The 16,072-nt window shown below is 66.1% G+C and carries 19 protein-coding genes; 7 read left to right on the top strand and 12 right to left on the bottom strand.

Going from position 1 to position 16,072, the window contains the following annotated elements:
- Window positions 1-309 precede the first annotated feature (309 nt).
- The 3 genes from DES44_RS10865 (at window position 310) to DES44_RS10855 (ending at window position 4,790) form a co-directional block, all read left to right on the top strand.
- Entirely contained in the window at window positions 310-2,736 is a 2,427-nt protein-coding gene (locus DES44_RS10865; protein ID WP_198164946.1) for a TonB-dependent receptor plug domain-containing protein, read from the top strand.
- Between the two features lie 187 nt (window positions 2,737-2,923).
- On the top strand, window positions 2,924-3,640 hold the full coding sequence (locus DES44_RS10860; protein ID WP_058934960.1) for a Crp/Fnr family transcriptional regulator: 717 nt from the start codon (window positions 2,924-2,926) through the stop codon (window positions 3,638-3,640).
- A gap of 115 nt (window positions 3,641-3,755) precedes the next feature.
- The gene (locus DES44_RS10855) at window positions 3,756-4,790 is read left to right on the top strand and encodes a phosphotransferase (RefSeq protein ID WP_058937381.1); all 1,035 of its coding nucleotides are present in this window, start codon (window positions 3,756-3,758) and stop codon (window positions 4,788-4,790) included.
- 136 nt (window positions 4,791-4,926) lie between these two features.
- On the opposite strand, the gene DES44_RS10850 is transcribed toward DES44_RS10855, so the two are convergent.
- Entirely contained in the window at window positions 4,927-5,673 is a 747-nt protein-coding gene (locus DES44_RS10850) for a hypothetical protein (RefSeq protein WP_058934959.1), read from the bottom strand.
- 58 nt (window positions 5,674-5,731) lie between these two features.
- Here DES44_RS10850 and DES44_RS10845 point away from each other — a divergent pair, with 58 nt between their 5' ends.
- Window positions 5,732-6,424 (top strand): glutathione binding-like protein, encoded by a 693-nt coding sequence (locus DES44_RS10845; protein WP_058937380.1) that lies wholly within the window; start codon window positions 5,732-5,734, stop codon window positions 6,422-6,424.
- 43 nt (window positions 6,425-6,467) lie between these two features.
- On the opposite strand, the gene DES44_RS10840 is transcribed toward DES44_RS10845, so the two are convergent.
- Window positions 6,468-6,686: a hypothetical protein gene (locus tag DES44_RS10840; protein ID WP_058934958.1), complete on the bottom strand. Its 219-nt coding sequence runs from the start codon at window positions 6,684-6,686 to the stop codon at window positions 6,468-6,470.
- A 192-nt stretch (window positions 6,687-6,878) separates the two neighbouring features.
- On the opposite strand from DES44_RS10840, the gene DES44_RS10835 reads away from it, so the two are divergent.
- On the top strand, window positions 6,879-7,157 hold the full coding sequence (locus DES44_RS10835) for a hypothetical protein (RefSeq protein WP_147307051.1): 279 nt from the start codon (window positions 6,879-6,881) through the stop codon (window positions 7,155-7,157).
- A 109-nt stretch (window positions 7,158-7,266) separates the two neighbouring features.
- Here DES44_RS10835 and DES44_RS10830 read toward each other — a convergent pair whose 3' ends face one another.
- On the bottom strand, window positions 7,267-7,638 hold the full coding sequence (locus DES44_RS10830; protein WP_058934956.1) for a hypothetical protein: 372 nt from the start codon (window positions 7,636-7,638) through the stop codon (window positions 7,267-7,269).
- A 216-nt stretch (window positions 7,639-7,854) separates the two neighbouring features.
- On the opposite strand from DES44_RS10830, the gene DES44_RS10825 reads away from it, so the two are divergent.
- Window positions 7,855-9,435, top strand: a complete 1,581-nt coding sequence (locus DES44_RS10825) for a methyl-accepting chemotaxis protein (RefSeq protein WP_157592953.1) — start codon at window positions 7,855-7,857, stop codon at window positions 9,433-9,435.
- 106 nt (window positions 9,436-9,541) lie between these two features.
- Here the strand turns inward: DES44_RS10825 and DES44_RS10820 are convergent, their stop codons facing one another.
- Window positions 9,542-10,306, bottom strand: a complete 765-nt coding sequence (locus tag DES44_RS10820) for an SOS response-associated peptidase (RefSeq protein ID WP_083525544.1) — start codon at window positions 10,304-10,306, stop codon at window positions 9,542-9,544.
- 214 nt (window positions 10,307-10,520) lie between these two features.
- Here DES44_RS10820 and DES44_RS25965 point away from each other — a divergent pair, with 214 nt between their 5' ends.
- Entirely contained in the window at window positions 10,521-12,401 is a 1,881-nt protein-coding gene (locus tag DES44_RS25965) for a methyl-accepting chemotaxis protein (protein ID WP_083525543.1), read from the top strand.
- A gap of 153 nt (window positions 12,402-12,554) precedes the next feature.
- Here the strand turns inward: DES44_RS25965 and DES44_RS10810 are convergent, their stop codons facing one another.
- The 8 genes from DES44_RS10810 to DES44_RS10770 all read right to left on the bottom strand — a co-directional run bounded on the left by DES44_RS10810 (window position 12,555) and on the right by DES44_RS10770 (window position 16,072).
- A complete protein-coding gene (locus DES44_RS10810) occupies window positions 12,555-13,199 on the bottom strand; it encodes a hypothetical protein (RefSeq protein WP_147307050.1) in 645 nt (214 codons plus the stop codon).
- Window positions 13,200-13,518: 319 nt separating this feature from the next.
- Window positions 13,519-13,965, bottom strand: coding sequence for a hypothetical protein (locus DES44_RS10800; protein WP_058934952.1), 447 nt, complete (start codon window positions 13,963-13,965; stop codon window positions 13,519-13,521).
- Window positions 13,962-14,318 carry a ubiquitination-like system serine protease family protein gene (locus DES44_RS10795; protein WP_058934951.1) on the bottom strand — a complete coding sequence of 119 codons (357 nt, stop codon included), beginning with the start codon at window positions 14,316-14,318 and terminating at the stop codon, window positions 13,962-13,964. Before DES44_RS10795 ends, DES44_RS10800 begins: the two co-directional genes overlap by 4 nt.
- A 9-nt stretch (window positions 14,319-14,327) precedes the next feature.
- Window positions 14,328-14,753, bottom strand: coding sequence for a D-Ala-D-Ala carboxypeptidase family metallohydrolase (locus DES44_RS10790; RefSeq protein ID WP_058934950.1), 426 nt, complete (start codon window positions 14,751-14,753; stop codon window positions 14,328-14,330).
- Window positions 14,750-15,100: a hypothetical protein gene (locus DES44_RS10785; RefSeq protein WP_058934949.1), complete on the bottom strand. Its 351-nt coding sequence runs from the start codon at window positions 15,098-15,100 to the stop codon at window positions 14,750-14,752. Before DES44_RS10785 ends, DES44_RS10790 begins: the two co-directional genes overlap by 4 nt.
- Window positions 15,097-15,468 (bottom strand): hypothetical protein, encoded by a 372-nt coding sequence (locus DES44_RS10780; RefSeq protein ID WP_058934948.1) that lies wholly within the window; start codon window positions 15,466-15,468, stop codon window positions 15,097-15,099. Before DES44_RS10780 ends, DES44_RS10785 begins: the two co-directional genes overlap by 4 nt.
- Entirely contained in the window at window positions 15,465-15,818 is a 354-nt protein-coding gene (locus DES44_RS10775) for a hypothetical protein (RefSeq protein WP_058934947.1), read from the bottom strand. Before DES44_RS10775 ends, DES44_RS10780 begins: the two co-directional genes overlap by 4 nt.
- Window positions 15,818-16,072 carry a hypothetical protein gene (locus DES44_RS10770; RefSeq protein ID WP_058934946.1) on the bottom strand — a complete coding sequence of 85 codons (255 nt, stop codon included), beginning with the start codon at window positions 16,070-16,072 and terminating at the stop codon, window positions 15,818-15,820. Before DES44_RS10770 ends, DES44_RS10775 begins: the two co-directional genes overlap by 1 nt.

The following is a 16,072-nucleotide window of genomic DNA, read 5'->3' as shown; positions in this document are numbered from 1 at the left end:
TTGAAAAGGCTTGTTGGGTGCGTTTCACTCTAGCACGGCCTTTTACATCCGAGACGGGGTTTCCCCCCGCATTCCCTCGTCGGAATGCCCCGGTTGCCACGTCTTCCCGCCACACGGGGTGGAGCACGCACAGCCCCGGGCGCATGGCAGACACCGTACACGACGCAGAACCAGAACCCTTGACCCCGGACTGAAGGACGACATGTCCGCTGCCCGGCGTCAACCCATAAGCTTGCTCTGTTCGCTTCTTTGCGCCGCTGCGCTGCTGGCGGCACCCTGGCGGCTTTCCACGGTGGAGCCCTGACCCTCATGCCTGCGTTTCCGTTCACGACGACCTCCCTGGCGCTGGCCGCAAGCACGCTGTCCTCGCTGGCCGCCATGACTGCAATGACCGCCATGAGCGCCATGAGCGCCCCTGCCCTGGCACAGACCCCACCGCCCGCCACCGCTACCGGGGCCAGCGCCTCTGCCGGAGCCCAGGCCAGTCTCCAGGCCGTGGTGGTGACCGGCACCCGGCGCAGTGACCGATCGCTGGCCGAGTCCGAGTCCCCCGTGGATGTGATCGATGCGGCAGAACTGCGACGCAGCGGCAGCACCGAACTCGCCACCGCGCTGGCACAGCTGCTGCCCTCGCTGAACTTCCCCCGTCCTTCGCTGACGGACGCGTCCGACGCGGTCCGCCCCGCACAGCTGCGGGGACTGTCGCCGGACCAGACGCTGGTGCTGATCGACGGCAAACGCCGCCACAGCGGCAGCGTCGTCAACATCAACGGCACCCAGGGTCGCGGCTCGGCGCCGGTGGACCTGAACGCCATTCCCATCGCCGCCATCGACCGGGTGGAGGTGCTGCGGGACGGCGCCGCGGCGCAATATGGCTCGGACGCCATTGCCGGCGTCATCAACATCGTCCTGAAGAAAGGCCCCACCGGCGGCAGCATTGCGGGCGACTGGGGCCAGACCGATGCCGGGGACGGCGGGCGGGCCATTGTGTCGGCCCAGTTCGGCCTCGCGCTGGGGGACGCCGGATGGCTGCGGCTGGCGGCGGAGAACCGCCATCAGCAGCGCACCAATCGCGCTGGCGTGGACACGCGGGACGCCGCCACCGAGCCCCGCCGGGGCCAGGTCAACAACCGCCTGGGCGACCCGGACAGCACCCAGCAGTCGGTGATTCTCAATGGCCAACTGGAGGCCGCTGGCCTGCAGGTCTATTCGGTTGCCAGCTACAGCCACCGGGACACGGTCTCCGCCGCCTTCTGGCGCACGCAGGCCACCGCCGTGGCCAACAATGTGGGGTCGCTGTATCCGGAAGGCTTTTTGCCGCTGGAGGACAGCACCAGCCAGGACGCGAGCCTGGTGCTGGGTGTGCGCGGACAGGCCGGCGCCTGGCAATGGGACGCCAGCCTCAACCACGGGCGCAACGAGTTCGACATCGCCGTGGCCAACACCGCCAACTACTCGCTGGGCGCCGCCAGCCCCACCCGCTTCGATGCAGGCCGGCTGAGCAACCGGCAGACGCTGGCCAATGTCGATGCCTCACGGGAAATCGACTGGGGAGGATTCCGCCCGGCCGTGTTGTCGGTCGGCGCCGAGTGGCGGCAGGAGCGGTATTCGATCGAGGCGGGGGAGCCCGGCAGCTACACCGGCGGCGGCGCGTCGGGCTTTCCGGGCTTTCAGCCCAGCAATGCGGGCAGCCATCGTCGGGACAATGTGTCGGTCTATGCCGGCCTGGAAGGGTCATGGACCCGGGACTTCAGCACGTCCGTGGCCGCCCGTGTCGAGGACTACAGCGACTTCGGCCATGCCTCGGCGCTGAAGCTGTCCGGCCGGTATGTCGTGGCCTCCAGCCTGTCGGTGCGCGGCACGCTGTCCAGCGGCTTCCGTGCGCCGTCCCTGGCACAGCAGTATTTCGCGACCACCTCCACCAACCTCATCAACGGTGCGCTGGTGGAGGCCGGGACCTTCCCGGTCGGCTCGGCGGCGGCGCAGGCACTGGGGGCGCAGCCGCTCAAGGCAGAGAAGTCCCGCCAGGCCAGCCTGGGCCTGCAGTGGCAGCCGACCCGGCAGTGGCAGACCACCCTGGATGTCTACCAGATCGACATCGACCACCGCATCCTGCTGTCCGCCAACCTCAGCCTGCCCACGGCGCTGCGCAACCAGTTGGCGGCCCAGGGTGTGCTGGTCAGCGCCGGGCGCTACTTCACCAATGCGCTGGACACCCGCACCCGCGGCGTGGACCTGGTCAGCAGCCTGCAGCAGGACTGGGGCGTGGGCGGACGTGGCACCTACACGCTGGCCTTCAACCACAACAAGAACAGCATCCGGGGCGTCGACGCCAATCCGCAGGTGCTGACGGACAACAACCTCCAACTGATCGACCGGGTGACCCTGGCCCGCGCCACCGTGAGCGCCCCTACCACCAAGCTGCTGCTGGCCGCGCAGCATCAGTGGGGGGCGTGGAATGCGCGGGTGGCCACCACACGCTATGGCCACTACGAGGTGCGGCAGAGCAACCCGGTCAATGACCAGCGCTTCAGTGCCGCCTGGCTGGTGGATGTGTCGGCCGGCTGGACCCAGGGCCCCTGGGACGCCCAACTGGGCGTGGAAAACCTGGGCAACCGCTACCCGGACCCGGTGCTGGCCGCCAATTCGGTGGGCGGCATCCTGCGCTACAGCAGCTTCTCGCCCTTCGGATTCAACGGCCGGCAGTACGTGGCCAAGCTGGCCTATCGCTGGTGAGCGCACGCGCCTGAGTGCCCCCCCGCGCTGGTGCAAGGCCAGCGCGCGTTCAGCGCTCCTGGCGGGTTCTGCATCGTTCTGGTTTACCCAAAGCCATCGTCAACCCGGCCGCGTCGGGCCGCCTCGTCATACACAATAGGCCCGACGCATCTGGAGACGACTGGCGCTGTCACGCCAGCGACAAAGCATGAACAGCTCGGTTCTTTCAATTTCTGAACGCAACAACATCGAGTCGGGGCCTTGGTTTTCCAAACTGTCTCTGCCCTTGCGCAGCGACATCCTGGCGCGCGCGTTTGTCCGCCGCGTGCCCGACGGCGCCCTGATGTCCGTGCGCGGCGAACCCGCGGTGGAATGGGTGGGCGTGGCCAAGGGCGCGGTGCGGGTGAGTTCGGTCTCGCTGTCCGGCAAGCAGGTCACGCTGACCTATGTCGAGCCTGGCACCTGGTTTGGCGACATTGCCCTGTTCGACGGCCTGCCGCGCACCCACGATGCCAGCGCCCATGGCGAGACCACGCTGCTGGTGGTGCGCAAGGCGGATTTCAAGGACCTGCTGTCCCGCCACACCGAGCTCTACGAAGCCCTGCTGCGCCTGAACTGCCGCCGCCTGCGGCTGATGTTCGACGTGGTGGAAGACCTCAACACCCGGCCGCTGGCCTCCCGCCTGGCCAAGCAGATCCTGCTGCTCGCCCGCAGCTACGGGGTGTCGCAGGGCGCCGAGGGCACGGAGGAAATCCGCATCGGCCTGCAGCTGGCGCAGGAAGACCTGGCGCAATTGCTGGGTGCGTCCCGGCAGCGGGTCAATCAGGAGCTCAAGGGCTTCGAGCGCGAAGGCGCGGTGCGGGTGGAACCCACCCGGCTCGTGCTGCTGAGCAAGGACAAGCTGCTGGCCATTGCCAACCGCTGAACGCCGCCCCACGCCCTGCGACGCAGGGGCTGCGGTGGCGCCACCCGACCCCTTTCGAAAAACAGGAGACATCGTGGACGACGTATTCACCGGCACGCGGGCCCTCGCCCAACCCATGGACATCGAAGCCCTGCAGGCCTGGCTGAGCCAGCATGTACCGGGCTTTCATGGGCCGTTGAGCGTGGAGCAGTTCAAGGGGGGACAGTCCAATCCCACCTACAAGCTGATCACGCCGCAGATGCAGTACGTGATGCGCTCCAAGCCGGCCCCGGTGGCCAAGCTGCTGCCGTCGGCCCATGCCATCGAGCGGGAGTTCACCGTGATGCGGGCGCTGGCCGGCTCCGACGTGCCGGTGCCGCAGATGCTGGCGCTGTGCGAGGACGAGTCCATCATCGGCCGCGCGTTCTACATCATGGCCTTCGTACAGGGCCGGGTGATGTGGGACCAGTCGCTGCCGGGCGCCTCCAATGCCGAGCGCAGTGCCATCTACGACGAGATGAACCGCGTCATGGCCGCCCTGCACCAGGTGGATGTGAAGGCGGTCGGGCTGGAGCAGTACGGCAAGCCGGGCAACTACTTCGAGCGGCAGATCGGCCGCTGGAGCAAGCAATACCAGGCCTCGGTCACCGGCCCGAATGAAGCGATGGACCGGCTGATCGACTGGCTGCCGCAGCACATTCCCGCGTCGGCGCGGGATGAGCGCGAGGTGTCCATCGTGCACGGCGACTACCGGCTGGACAACCTCGTCTTCCACCCGACCGAGCCGCGTGTGCTGGCCGTGCTGGACTGGGAGCTATCCACCCTGGGGCATCCGCTGGCGGACTTCAGCTATCACTGCATGTCCTGGCATATCCGCCAGAGCGGCGCGGCGCGGGGCCTGGGCGGTGTGGACCTGGCCGGGCTGGGCATTCCGGATGAGCTGAGCTATGTGCGCCGTTATTGCGAGCGGACCGGCCGAGCGGATGTGGAGACGGTCATGAAGGACTGGAACTTCTACCTGGCCTACAACCTGTTCCGCATTGCCGCGATCCTGCAAGGCATCGCCAAGCGGGTCGAGGACGGCACCGCGTCGAGCGCGCGGGCCCGGGAGGCTGCCGCGGGCGCAGTGCCGATGGCGGCGCTGGGCTGGCAGTTTGCCCAGCGGGCTTGAGCCGGACGGCGCTGGGCGGAAGCCGACCAGATCCGCGGCAGGCCTGATCTGCCGCACGTGATCTGTCGCGCGTGATTGGCCACGCGTGATCCCAGTAAGCCCAATCTGAAGCGGCCTGGGTGGCCGCCGAGCGAGCTCAAGCCGAAGCGCCGTCCTCGCTCTCGGCCGCCCGGTTGTGCCAGGCGGCCGATGTCGTGGTGGGCCACATCGCATCCCCGCCATTGCGGCGGCTCAGGTCCTGGGCGCTCTGCGCCGCTGCCTCCAGCACGCTCACCAGGCCCTGGACCTCATTGAGCGTCGCATCCGGCATGGCCGTGCGCAGGTAGATGTTGCCGCGCAGGCTCAGCAGCACGAACGGACGCCCCTCCACCAGGATGTCCTGGCTGGCCTGCGCCAGCCGCGCACACAGCTCCGGCGACAACCAGTTGCTGGACAGCTCCCGGCTCACGCTCACCGCACCAAAACGCTGCTTCACCAGCTTGGACTCCTGCACCGGCTGCTTCGGGAACATCACCAGCCAGCGCATTTCCTCCGGGGTGTCGGTGTCAACGCGGGTGCGCAGGGTGTCGGTGTAGGCCTCGAAGACGCTGCGCTCGAGCTCGTCCATCAGCTGCCGCTCGATGATCATCATCTGCAGGTCCGGATGCAGCTTCAGCTCGCAGCGCATGCGCAGCTCCGCGCCCTTGATGTAGCTGCGCTGGGACGGGCCCCATTCGATGCGGGTCAGCCCGGGCAGCGCCCGGGGCAGGTCGATGACAAAACCCCGGCCGTCGCGGGTATGCCGCAGCACGCCGCCGCGCTGCTCGGCCCACTCCGTCAGCGGACGCCACCGCGCGGCATTGGCACGAACGGTGAACCACTGTCTGATTTGTTTGATTACCATGAGGCTGGGGAAGCGCGGGGGCCGGAACCTGGCCCTGCGCCCCAACGGAGAACACAAGATGATCGAAGTGTATTCATGGCCCACGCCCAATGGGCACAAGGTGCACATCATGCTGGAGGAATGTCGCCTCCCCTACCGGGTGATTCCCGTGGATATTGGCGCCGGGGACCAGTTCGACCCCGCCTTCCTGCGCATCAGCCCGAACAACAAGATTCCGGCCATCGTGGACCCGGACGGCCCGGACGGCGCGCCGATGTCGATGTTCGAATCGGGCGCCATCCTGCTCTACCTGGCGGGCAAGACCGGCCAGTTCCTGCCGGAGGACACCCGCGGGCGGTATGAGGTGCTGCAGTGGCTGATGTTCCAGATGGGCGGTGTGGGCCCGATGCTGGGGCAGGCCCACCACTTCCGCATCTACGCACCCGAGAAGATCGAGTACGCCATCGAGCGCTACACGAACGAGGCCCAGCGGCTGTACCGGGTGATCGACAAGCGCCTGGCCCAGAGCCGCTACATCGCCGGGGACCTCTACACCATCGCCGACATGGCCATCTTCCCGTGGCTGCGCAGCTGGAAGAACCAGGGCGTGGAATTGAGCGAGTTCACCCACCTCAAGGGATGGTTCGACGAGATCGCAGCCCGCCCCGCCGTGCAGCGGGCGGTGGAGGTGCTGGCCGAACGGCGCAAGCCGCTGGTCGACGACAAGGCGCGCGAGAACCTCTTCGGTTCGTCGCAATACAAGCGGCGCTGATCAGCGCTGAGCGGCGCTGAACGTCGAAGCGCCGCTGGCCGGGTCAGAGCTTGCCCAGGCGGACCCGGTCTCCCAACTCGGTGAGCCAGCGCCGGCCGTCCTCACGGATGCCGGTGGCCAGGCCTTTGTCCTGCAGCCGCTGCTGCATCTCTTCGCTGACGATCATGCCGCCCGGCGCCTGCGGAATGAAGTACAGGGCCGCGCGCTCTTCGGGGGTGATGACCAGGGTCTCCTGGGAGGGCGTGGACGGGGTCGATGACATGGGAATCGGAACCGGCAATCGGGTTGGAACAATGAACGGCCCGCAGTATGCCAAGACTGACCGCTTCGCTGTGCGGTGCGTCACACCCGAGGCCTTCCCCCCTCATCCCTGGGGCGGGATGCGAACCCGGATGGCCTGAGAATCCCGGCTCGGGCGAAAAAGCTGCGCCACAGCAGCGTTCACGAGGGTGGGATGAATCCAACAACACAACAAGGATGCCAGGAGCCATCCGGCTGGCTGCATGGCGTGGCCCGCAAACTGCTGGTCGCCGGCATGTGCGCGATGGCGGTGCTGGCGCTGGTCTATCCGGAATCGCGCCGGCGCGAACTCTCCGCGGCAGCCGAGGCGGTTCACCAATGTGATCTTGCGGCCGCGCGGGCGGAGTTGGGCGAAGAGGCCCGGCGACAGGCTCTGGCGCACTGCCGGGCGCTGCGGGTCGCTTACCGAGACCAGTACGGCCAGGAGCTCTGAGCCAGCGGGCGTCGATCAACGGCGCTGCAAGGGCCAACTGGCCGCTGAAACTGGCCGTTGAGACCGGTCGCGGAGACCGGCAAGTGAGCCCGACCGCTGCAGTCGATCTTCAGCAGGCCACTGCGTCCAGTTCCTGGACGGACTCGTCTTCTTGGGCATCCCAGGTATCCCAGGCATCGCGGGGGTCCCGCTCGTCCTGACCGGCGAAATCATCGGCCTGCAGCACGCCCTCTTCCCGGGCCAGTTGCTCGTCATGCGACGGGGGCACCTGCGCCACCTCATTCGCCGCGCGCCGCAGCTCCGCTTCCCGCAGCATCACCGCCGTGCGGGGGTTGGCCCGGATCATCTGCGATGCCAGCGCAATGGCGCCACGAACCTCCGGACGCCGTTGCGCCCAGTCGGCCAGCAGCGGGCCGTGGCGTTCGGGAAAGACTTCCCACCATGCAACGATGCTTTTGGGGTCGTTCAGGTCGAGCAGCATGTTCGTTCCTTTGTTCCCATTCATGGGAGGCATGCGACAACTGTATACGCATACAGTGGTTTTGCCAATCACCCCGAAATCCTCCCTTGGCGGGGAGGCTCACCCTCGGTTTCTGCGTAGGGCGATGCCTCACGCAGCCCTGGTGGAACACCGTACGCCGCAAAGCCCCCTGCCCCGACTGACCGGGAACCGGACGCCGTCTAGAGTCGCGCATCCTTGCTTCAGCCTGCCGACCAACGGCCCGACGTCCACATGCGCTTCATCGACAACATCAAGATTGGGAAACGACTGCTGCTGGCCTTTGCGGGCGTATGCGCTCTGCTGGCGGCCATCAGCGTGCTGGCCTACACCGGGCTGAAGGGCGTCGGCGCCCAGGTGGACAAGATCACTGATGACGCCTACCCCAAGGTCAAGCAGGCGGCCATCATGACGCGCGCGGTGAATCAGCAGGCGCGCTCGGCGCGGAACCTGGTGATCGTGAGCGATGCCAGCCAACGCGCCAGCGAATTGCAAAAGCTGCTGGATCAGTCTCCCGTGGTGGATGGAGCGTTCCGCACGCTCACCCCGATGATGACGTCGGACGTAGGCAAGGCGATGCTGGCCAGGCTGGTGGAAAAGCGCAGCCTCTACCGGGAGCAGCTCGCCGTGTTTGTCGAGAAGGCCAGGGCCGATGATGTGGAAGGCGCCCGCACAGCCCTCCTCAACAAGGTGCGCGTGCCGCAACTCGACTACATGAAGGAGCTGGAAGCATTCACCTTGCATGAGGAATCGCGCATGGAGCAGTCCGGCGAAGATGCCGACAAGGCCATGGCGCGAGCGATGAGTGCGCTGATCGGGGGCAGCCTGCTGGCCGTGCTGTTTGCGGTGGCGGCCGGTGTGCTGATCTCCCGCTCCATCACCCGACCGGTCGGCGAGGCGGTGCAGGCGCTCAAGCGCGTGGCGTCCGGCGACCTGACTGCGGACCTCGTGGTGGATCGCCAGGATGAAATGGGCGAACTGCTGCGCGCGGTGGATCAGACCACTCGCTCCCTGCGCCAGGTGGTGAGCTCGGTCCGGCAGGGGGTGGACTCCGTGTCCACCGCGGCCGGCCAGATCGCCGCCGGCAATCTCGACCTTTCCGGTCGTACCGAGCAACAGGCCAGCGCGCTTCAGCAGACCGCATCGTCGATGGAGCAGCTCACCAGCAACGTGTCGGAAAGCGCCACCTCGGCCCGCCAGGCGGCGGAACTTGCCACGGCGGCCAGCGCGTCCGCGGGCAAGGGCGGCGCGGTGGTGGCCGATGTGGTCAGCACCATGAACGAGATCACCGACTCCAGCAAGAAGATCGGCAACATCACCAGCGTCATTGACGGCATTGCATTCCAGACCAACATCCTCGCCCTGAATGCAGCCGTGGAAGCCGCCCGGGCGGGCGAGCATGGCCGCGGCTTTGCCGTGGTGGCCGCGGAAGTCCGCACGCTGGCCCAGCGCTCCGCACAGGCGGCCAAGGAGATCAACAGCCTGATTGGCACTTCCATCGAGCGCGTGGAAGCCGGTGCGCATCATGCGTCGCTGGCCGGGTCCACCATGCGGGAGATCGTCTCCCAGGTGGACAAGGTGTCCCATTTGATCCGGGAGATCTCGTCGGCGGCCTCCGAGCAAAGCAGCGGCATTGGCCAGGTCAATGTGGCCGTGTCGCATATGGACCAGGCCACTCAGCAAAATGCGGCGCTGGTGGAAGAGAGTGCTGCGGCGGCCCAGAGCCTGGACGAGCAGGCCCGCACGCTGCTCAAGACGGTGGAGGCGTTCCGCGTTTGATGCGCGCGCCCGCGCATTAACCCCGACGGGCAGTCCTGGCGGGCTCTCCTATCATCCGGACCGCGTCGAGGCATGGCCGCTTGCCTACAGCCCGGTCTTCTCAGGGTCAACCGCTGCTGGCCTGCAGGGCCAGGGCTTGATCGGTGGACCGCGCATCCGCCTGGTCAAAGAACTCCGAGGGCTGTGGACGCAGCAATGCCTGCGCCCGCGCCACCGTCCCGGTCAGCCACGCGGCCCAGTCCTGCGGTTCGATGTGGATCACCGCCCGCTTGTCCTGCGCCTGCGGCGGCAGTGTGGGGTCAGGCTTGTGCAGACGGCCCAGGAGCGGGTGGCCATCGCAATTGCAGGTCAGCAGGGTGAAGTTGGGCACGACCTCCCCCGTGGCCGGGTCCACCCATTCATTCCAGAGGCCGCCCAGCATCCAGGGCTGGCCATCGGCGCGTTTGAGCTGCCACCAGATGTTCTTCCCCGTCTCCCAGTTGGGTTCCTGATACCAGCTCGCGGGAATCAGGCATCGCCTGCCTTCATTCCAGGCGGCACGAAAGGTCGGCGATGTGGCGACCGTCTCAATACGGGCATTGTTGGTGGTGCGGGCCCGCGGCGCGGCGGGCTTGCGCCCCGGCACCACCTTGGGCTGCATCATGTCCTTTCGGGCCGGTGCACCAGGGCGGATCAAACCCCACTGGCCCAGCACGCCTTGCAACGTCAGAACGCCCTCTTCCTGCCCCGCCGGCCGTAGAAACAGGCCGGTGTCGAACGGGCCGACAAAGGGCTTGGGCGGCTCGTACTCCGGCAACCACAGCCGGGCCAGATGCCGACGCACATAGACCTCCAGGTCGTTCTTGGGGGTCATGTGATAGAGATTGCACATCAGCGACTCCGAGCTTGCGCGGGAATATTCCCGGTGCGAATGAACGGCTTTCCCCACCAAGTGACAGATGACCGTTTCCTCCCCATTATTTCCGGGTCTTTCGTTTGAAGTGCGGCCCCAAACTCATTAAGGTCATTGTCGGCTCGTCGTTGGGCTTGTTCTTGCCCGCTGGCGTCGCGTGACACACGGTTAGATTCAACAGGAAGGAACCTCAATGAAAAATCTTCGGGTAGCGTGGAAACTGGGACTGGGCTTTGGCACAGTGGGCCTGCTGCTGCTGGTGCTGGCCGTTTCAGCCTGGGCCTCGCTGGTGAAGGTGGACGAAATGGTCGACCTGATCGTCGAGGACCGGTACGTGAAGGTCATGATGGTTCGCGACATCGACGGTGAGTTGAACCAGCAGGCAAGGCTGACGCGCAACATCGTCATTTTTGATGATGCGCAGCAACGCAAGACGCAGCTGGAGCAGTTGGCCACCTCCCGCAAGGAAGCCGGCGAGCTCTATGACAAGCTGGCGGCCTTGATCGAGTCCGAAGATGGCAAGGCGCTGATGGCCAAGGCCCTGACGTCCCGAGAAGGCTACAAGAAGGCGATGGACGTTTTTGTGGCGCAAGCACAGGCCAATGACCCAGCGCTGCGCGAGACGCTGCTGACGCAATTGCGTCCGGCCCAGCTCGCTTATGAGAAGAACCTGAATGAACTGTCGAAGTTCCAGGCCGACCTGATGAGCAAGGACGCCAAGAGCAGTCAGGCGTCTGTGGACCGGGCGGAGCTGACCATTCTGATCACGGCGGGGCTGGGCCTGACGCTGGCCGTGTTCGCCGCACTGCTGGTGACCGGCAGCATCACCAAGCCGATCCAGCGTCTGGTGGAATCGATGGACACGATGTCCGCCGGTGACCTGACGGCTGAAGTGACGACCGACCGCGAAGACGAAATCGGCCAGTTGCAGAAAGGCCTGCATCGCCTGCGCGAGGCGCTGGTCAATACGGTGCGGCTGGTCCGGTCCAATGCGGAGAGCGTGGCTACCGCCAGTGCACAGATTGCGCAGGGCAATCAGGACCTGAGCCAGCGTACCGAAGAGCAGGCCAGCGCCCTGGAGCAAACGGCTGCCACGATGGAAGAGCTGGGCAGCACGGTGCAGAGCAACGCGGACAATGCGCGGCAGGCTGACGGGCTGTCCCGCAATGCCGCCGAAGTAGCGTCGCGCGGTGGCGAGATGGTGGGGCATGTGGTGGCCACCATGCAGGGCATCAGCGACAGCAGCCGCAAGATCGGCGACATCATTGGCGTGATCGACGGCATTGCTTTCCAGACCAACATCCTGGCGCTCAATGCCGCTGTGGAAGCGGCACGCGCTGGCGAGCAAGGCCGCGGGTTTGCCGTGGTGGCTGGGGAAGTGCGCACCCTCGCGCAGCGCAGTGCGCAGGCGGCGCGGGAAATCAAGACGCTGATCACCAGCAACGTCGAGCAGGTCGAGCAAGGCAATGCGCTGGTCGACGGCGCGGGCCGGACGATGGAAGAGATCGTCGGCTCGATCAAGCGGGTCAGCGACATCGTCAGCGAGATCACCGCCGCAACGGTGGAACAGAGCAACGGCATTCACCAGGTGGGTGAGGCCGTCGGGCAGATGGACATGGTGACGCAGCAGAACGCGGCGCTGGTGGAAGAAAGCGCCGCGGCGGCGGAGAGTTTGAAGACCCAGGCCCAGCAGCTGCTGGAGGCGGTGGACTTCTTCAAGCTGGCCGGGGGGACGCGGGCGGCTTCGGGCGCTTCCGCATTGGGCGCATCGGCATCGGTGAGCAGGTCAGGGCCAGCTTCGGACGGGTCAGGTGGATCGGGCGCGTCCGGGAGGTCTCAGGCACCGAAGCTGTCCAAGACGGCTGGTGGCAGCGCCTCTTCTCCCTCCGCCCCGTCCTTCAAGCCTTCGAAGACAAGTGCATCGGGATCCAAGCTGGGCAGTCAACCAGCGTTGAAGGCCGCTACATCGCCCGCCAAGCCAAGCCCGCCTGCACGGCCCGTCGCTCCGGCCAAGCCGGCATTAGCGGTGGCGGCGGATGCGCCCGGGGCGGATGATCAGTGGACGTCGTTTTGAGGGGGTGAGAGGGAGGCCGACGCCTGTCGCCACACACCTCTGAAAAGGCCCGCTTGCATGCTTGCAGCGGGCCTTTCTCATTTCACCCATGCATGGATTGCGGACCCGCCGCCGACCCGTGCATCGCAAGAGGAAAGAGCTCGACCTACTAGACTAGTCGTCCTCGCTGTCCGAGTCCGAGTCCGAGTATTCGTTGCCATTGGGCTCGTTGTCTCCATAGGTGTCGCCGCTGCTCTGATAGATATCCCTCTCATTGGCGCTGCCGCCGCCTCCCCGATGAATGTTGAACTTTCTCGGGCCGTGCTTTCCGTGCTTGCTGTCGACTTCAACGACGAAATTCGTATTCGTCATTTGGAGGAATGTCGCTGCGCCGCTCTTGACTGCCTCAATCGCATGCAGCAAGACAGCCTCTTGCGATTGATTGCTGAAACCCTGGCCACGCCGCTTTCTCGCCTTGTTGTTTCCCTTGACGTGTTTATCCTTGAAAACGAGAACGATCTCGCCGTTGGCGACCTGGCCTTGAAAGGTGTTCCATTCCTGGTTGAGTTGGGCGACGCCGGCATGGTTCGCCAATCGTTGAACCTGCCCGCTCCTGCCCACCCGGACGCTGTTGTCCGCCAGCATCTGCATCTGCCTTTGCACCATCGCTCGAGGGCCGTTGCCCTCGTGCGTCGTGCCTTGCGCGACAGCTTCGAAGGGCGACAGCCCCTCTCGGCGCTGAGCCGTTGCTCGACCCTGCGAGAACTCCACGTCAGAGCCACGATGGCTCGCCCCACGTCGCTCGGATTCTGAAGCCATGATGTCCCCCTGAATGCAACACCTGTTCAGCGTGACAGGGGTGCGCACGGGAGACGATCGGTCAAAGACGGAAATCCAGCTTCCGATTTTCCCAGCCTTGCGGTGGTCGCCACCAATGACTTGGGCCCAGCATCGAAGCAGCACTGGCGACCCGGTTTGCGCGGTGACGACTGCGGCAGATCGCAGCCTTTGAAGAATTGGCCTGCCCGGAGGGACTCGAACCCCCGACCTGCTGCTTAGAAGGCAGGCGCAGAATCCAGCAACGGCGCTGGTACCGGTCGATTCTGTCTAACTCCAATGTCCACAAGCATGGCCCATTTCATGGGGCTTCGGACTCAGGAGTTAGACGCCCACTCAGCTCCCGCTGGCAGGCCCTGAGGCGGTCGGCGACGGCGTCGGCGCTGCTGGCGAGCTGGACAAGATCCTCTCTAGTTCGGTCAGAAATGCGCCAGGCGGCGGGGCTGGGATCATCATTTCGGCCGGGACATGAGGCCGCTGCACCGGGAGCGGTGGAGGCGAGGTCGCGCAGCCGCTGAGCAGTGCCAGCAGCAGCGCGCTCGGTGCGCAGACGGTCGTTTGTGAGGGCATCAGCATTCTCCGCGGCGCGCCTGGATTCTTGGGCCTCCAGCACCCGGGCCGCGCGCTCCTGGGCCAGTTGCTTGATCTGGGCGTCCCTGTGGGCCTCCCGAGTGGCCTTACCCCAGCCGGCGGCGAAGCTCGCAGCCAGCGCGAGCAGCAGGGCTAGGATTTTGGCGGGTAGGCTCATCCGTCTCTCCACTCGCCTTCGGCGTAGGGCCAGTCCGGGATGGGGACCGTCTGTCCAGCGAGCGGGTGCGTGCAGTCACCGAGCATCTGCATCTGGCCATCCACGACGAATGAGTGACACACCCGATTGATGTCGTGTTGCTCGTCACCAGCCAGCGCCGGATCGTCGCTTGGTTCTTTCCACGTGACCAAGACGCTGGGCGTGAAAGTCGGCTTGTCCACGCTCCCATTCCAGCCCCAACGCGGCCCCTCGCCGTCTCCGGTCAGGATCTGATGAGAGTGATTGCACCCAGGGCACCACCACGTGAGCCGCCCGTCACTGCCATTGCGAAGGATCGAAGAGAGTCGTCCCATTGCTTCACCTCAGGGATAAAAGACGCGGCGACCTGACCCAGGCGGCACCGTCTGCACGTGGCACCAGCCCTTGGTGGCGGACGGGTGCTCCATCCACAGTCCCAGGGCGGACAGCACGGCCTGGCCCTGACCAGTCATCAGCCACTCGTCCAGGTCTCCGTCTGGGTCATAGATGTCGATCGCCTGCCCGGTCATGTGTTTGGACCTGGCGGCGGAATTGGGCGTTGCCGCGTTGACCTCCGGCGGCCGCCAGCCGCTGCTGACGGTCGAGTGATTGGCCGGATGCTGGTCCACCGTCACGCCGTAGCTCTGCGCCTCGGTGAGCAACTTGTTGGCCAGGTCCACCGTGCGGGCGGCGTTGCGCTCGATCTCGGTGGTGAGCGCGGCCGGGTATTTCTCGCGGCGGCCCATGAAGTAGTCGTCAAGGGTGATCATGGCTTCCTCCAGCTGCGCACGGACTGCATGAAATGCTCGGCATGCCTGCCGCGCTTGGTGAACGGCAGCGGCAGGCCTCCGCGCCACAAGTGGGCCGACACCGCCTGCGTGCCCAGCGCCGCCAGGCTCAGCGCCAGCAGCGCTCCGGGCAGCCAGTCAGGCCGCAGGAACGCAACAATGGGCAGGGTGAATCCGGCGCCGGCCAGCGCCGTGGTGGCGTACCGCATGGGCGCCAATGTGGTCGCCTTGGTCATCCAGCGGGCGCGGCAGAGGCAGGAATACACCAGGCCCAGCCCGGCCGCCGTGATGGCCCATTGCATCCAAGGGTGGAATTCGACGGTGATCATGGGGACTCCTTCTTGCCGAAAGGCCACGCCAGCTTGATCCAGTCCAGCAGCCGTTCCTGCTGCCAGCCGATCAGGCCAGCAGTGGGCAGCAGCAGCACGTCGGTGCTGAACTTCATGGTGCTGGGCGCCAGCGCTGCCAGCGCGGCCGCGGCGATGCCGGTGAACAACACGCTCATGCCCAGGCCCCGCGCCAGCACCACAGCAGCGGAGCGGAAGCTGGGCGTCGGCAGCAGAGACACGGCCAGGAAGCTGCCGACGAAGCCTCCGATCAGGATCAGGGCCCACTCGGCCAGCAGCGGGCCAAGAGCAGCACCTAGGGCAGCGAACAGCAGGGACGTGGATGCGGTGGTGGACGTTGGTTCGGTCACGATTTCCTCCCTCGTGTGAGCACGGTGGCGCCGATGACAGACGCCGCGATTACGTATGGCCAGGGCCCGAATGCCTCGATGCAGAGGTCTGATTTAGGTATGGAGCCCCAGGCGTACACGCTGCACACGACAGCCTGGGTGGATTCGATGGCACCGAGCCAGCAGCTCGTCACGGCCAGGAAGGCGAAGCGCTGCGCGCGGCGCGCGGCCGGCAGCAGCAGCACCAGGGTCAGCACCACCAGCAGATGGGTGCCGATGTACGCCGCCCAAGACCGGCCCATCGGGTCCGGCCACAGGTAGTAGGCATAGTGCGCACCGGCCACGCCCAGGGCCAGCAGCACCGCGCTCATCACAGCCGGGGCCCCGGGCCGCCGCCGCCGTTGGACGTGTCTCCCACGGCCGGCACGCCGTCGGGGTATTGAACTTCGAACTCGTCGTAAGCTGGATACGCGTCACGGCCAAAAGCGATGAGCGCAGCCTCATCAGCAGCTTGAGCGGCGGACAGCGTCCAGCCTCCCATGGTGATTTCCCCATCCCAGTTGCTGGCCGTCCAGTAGTCAGCCGGCGGCGCTGGAGGGCGGACGATGATGGTGATCTTGGCCAT

Origin of the sequence: Roseateles depolymerans (assembly GCF_003387155.1) — a bacterium.
Taxonomy (GTDB): domain Bacteria; phylum Pseudomonadota; class Gammaproteobacteria; order Burkholderiales; family Burkholderiaceae_C; genus Roseateles; species Roseateles depolymerans.
The sequence above is the reverse complement of the archived record's forward strand: the minus strand, read 5'-3'. Positions and strand labels throughout refer to the sequence as shown.

Bases quoted from the DNA above. Each gene is read 5' to 3' on its own strand.
- DES44_RS10865 (WP_198164946.1), top strand. From the start codon at position 310: ATGCCTGCGTTTCCGTTCACGACGACCTCCCTGGCGCTGGCCGCAAGC.
- DES44_RS10860 (WP_058934960.1), top strand. From the start codon at position 2,924: ATGAACAGCTCGGTTCTTTCAATTTCTGAACGCAACAACATCGAGTCG.
- DES44_RS10855 (WP_058937381.1), top strand. From the start codon at position 3,756: ATGGACATCGAAGCCCTGCAGGCCTGGCTGAGCCAGCATGTACCGGGC.
- DES44_RS10850 (WP_058934959.1), bottom strand. From the start codon at position 5,673: ATGGTAATCAAACAAATCAGACAGTGGTTCACCGTTCGTGCCAATGCC.
- DES44_RS10845 (WP_058937380.1), top strand. From the start codon at position 5,732: ATGATCGAAGTGTATTCATGGCCCACGCCCAATGGGCACAAGGTGCAC.
- DES44_RS10840 (WP_058934958.1), bottom strand. From the start codon at position 6,686: ATGTCATCGACCCCGTCCACGCCCTCCCAGGAGACCCTGGTCATCACC.
- DES44_RS10835 (WP_147307051.1), top strand. From the start codon at position 6,879: ATGAATCCAACAACACAACAAGGATGCCAGGAGCCATCCGGCTGGCTG.
- DES44_RS10830 (WP_058934956.1), bottom strand. From the start codon at position 7,638: ATGCTGCTCGACCTGAACGACCCCAAAAGCATCGTTGCATGGTGGGAA.
- DES44_RS10820 (WP_083525544.1), bottom strand. From the start codon at position 10,306: ATGTGCAATCTCTATCACATGACCCCCAAGAACGACCTGGAGGTCTAT.
- DES44_RS25965 (WP_083525543.1), top strand. From the start codon at position 10,521: ATGAAAAATCTTCGGGTAGCGTGGAAACTGGGACTGGGCTTTGGCACA.
- DES44_RS10810 (WP_147307050.1), bottom strand. From the start codon at position 13,199: ATGGCTTCAGAATCCGAGCGACGTGGGGCGAGCCATCGTGGCTCTGAC.
- DES44_RS10800 (WP_058934952.1), bottom strand. From the start codon at position 13,965: ATGAGCCTACCCGCCAAAATCCTAGCCCTGCTGCTCGCGCTGGCTGCG.
- DES44_RS10795 (WP_058934951.1), bottom strand. From the start codon at position 14,318: ATGGGACGACTCTCTTCGATCCTTCGCAATGGCAGTGACGGGCGGCTC.
- DES44_RS10790 (WP_058934950.1), bottom strand. From the start codon at position 14,753: ATGATCACCCTTGACGACTACTTCATGGGCCGCCGCGAGAAATACCCG.
- DES44_RS10785 (WP_058934949.1), bottom strand. From the start codon at position 15,100: ATGATCACCGTCGAATTCCACCCTTGGATGCAATGGGCCATCACGGCG.
- DES44_RS10775 (WP_058934947.1), bottom strand. From the start codon at position 15,818: ATGAGCGCGGTGCTGCTGGCCCTGGGCGTGGCCGGTGCGCACTATGCC.
- DES44_RS10770 (WP_058934946.1), bottom strand. From the start codon at position 16,072: ATGGCCAAGATCACCATCATCGTCCGCCCTCCAGCGCCGCCGGCTGAC.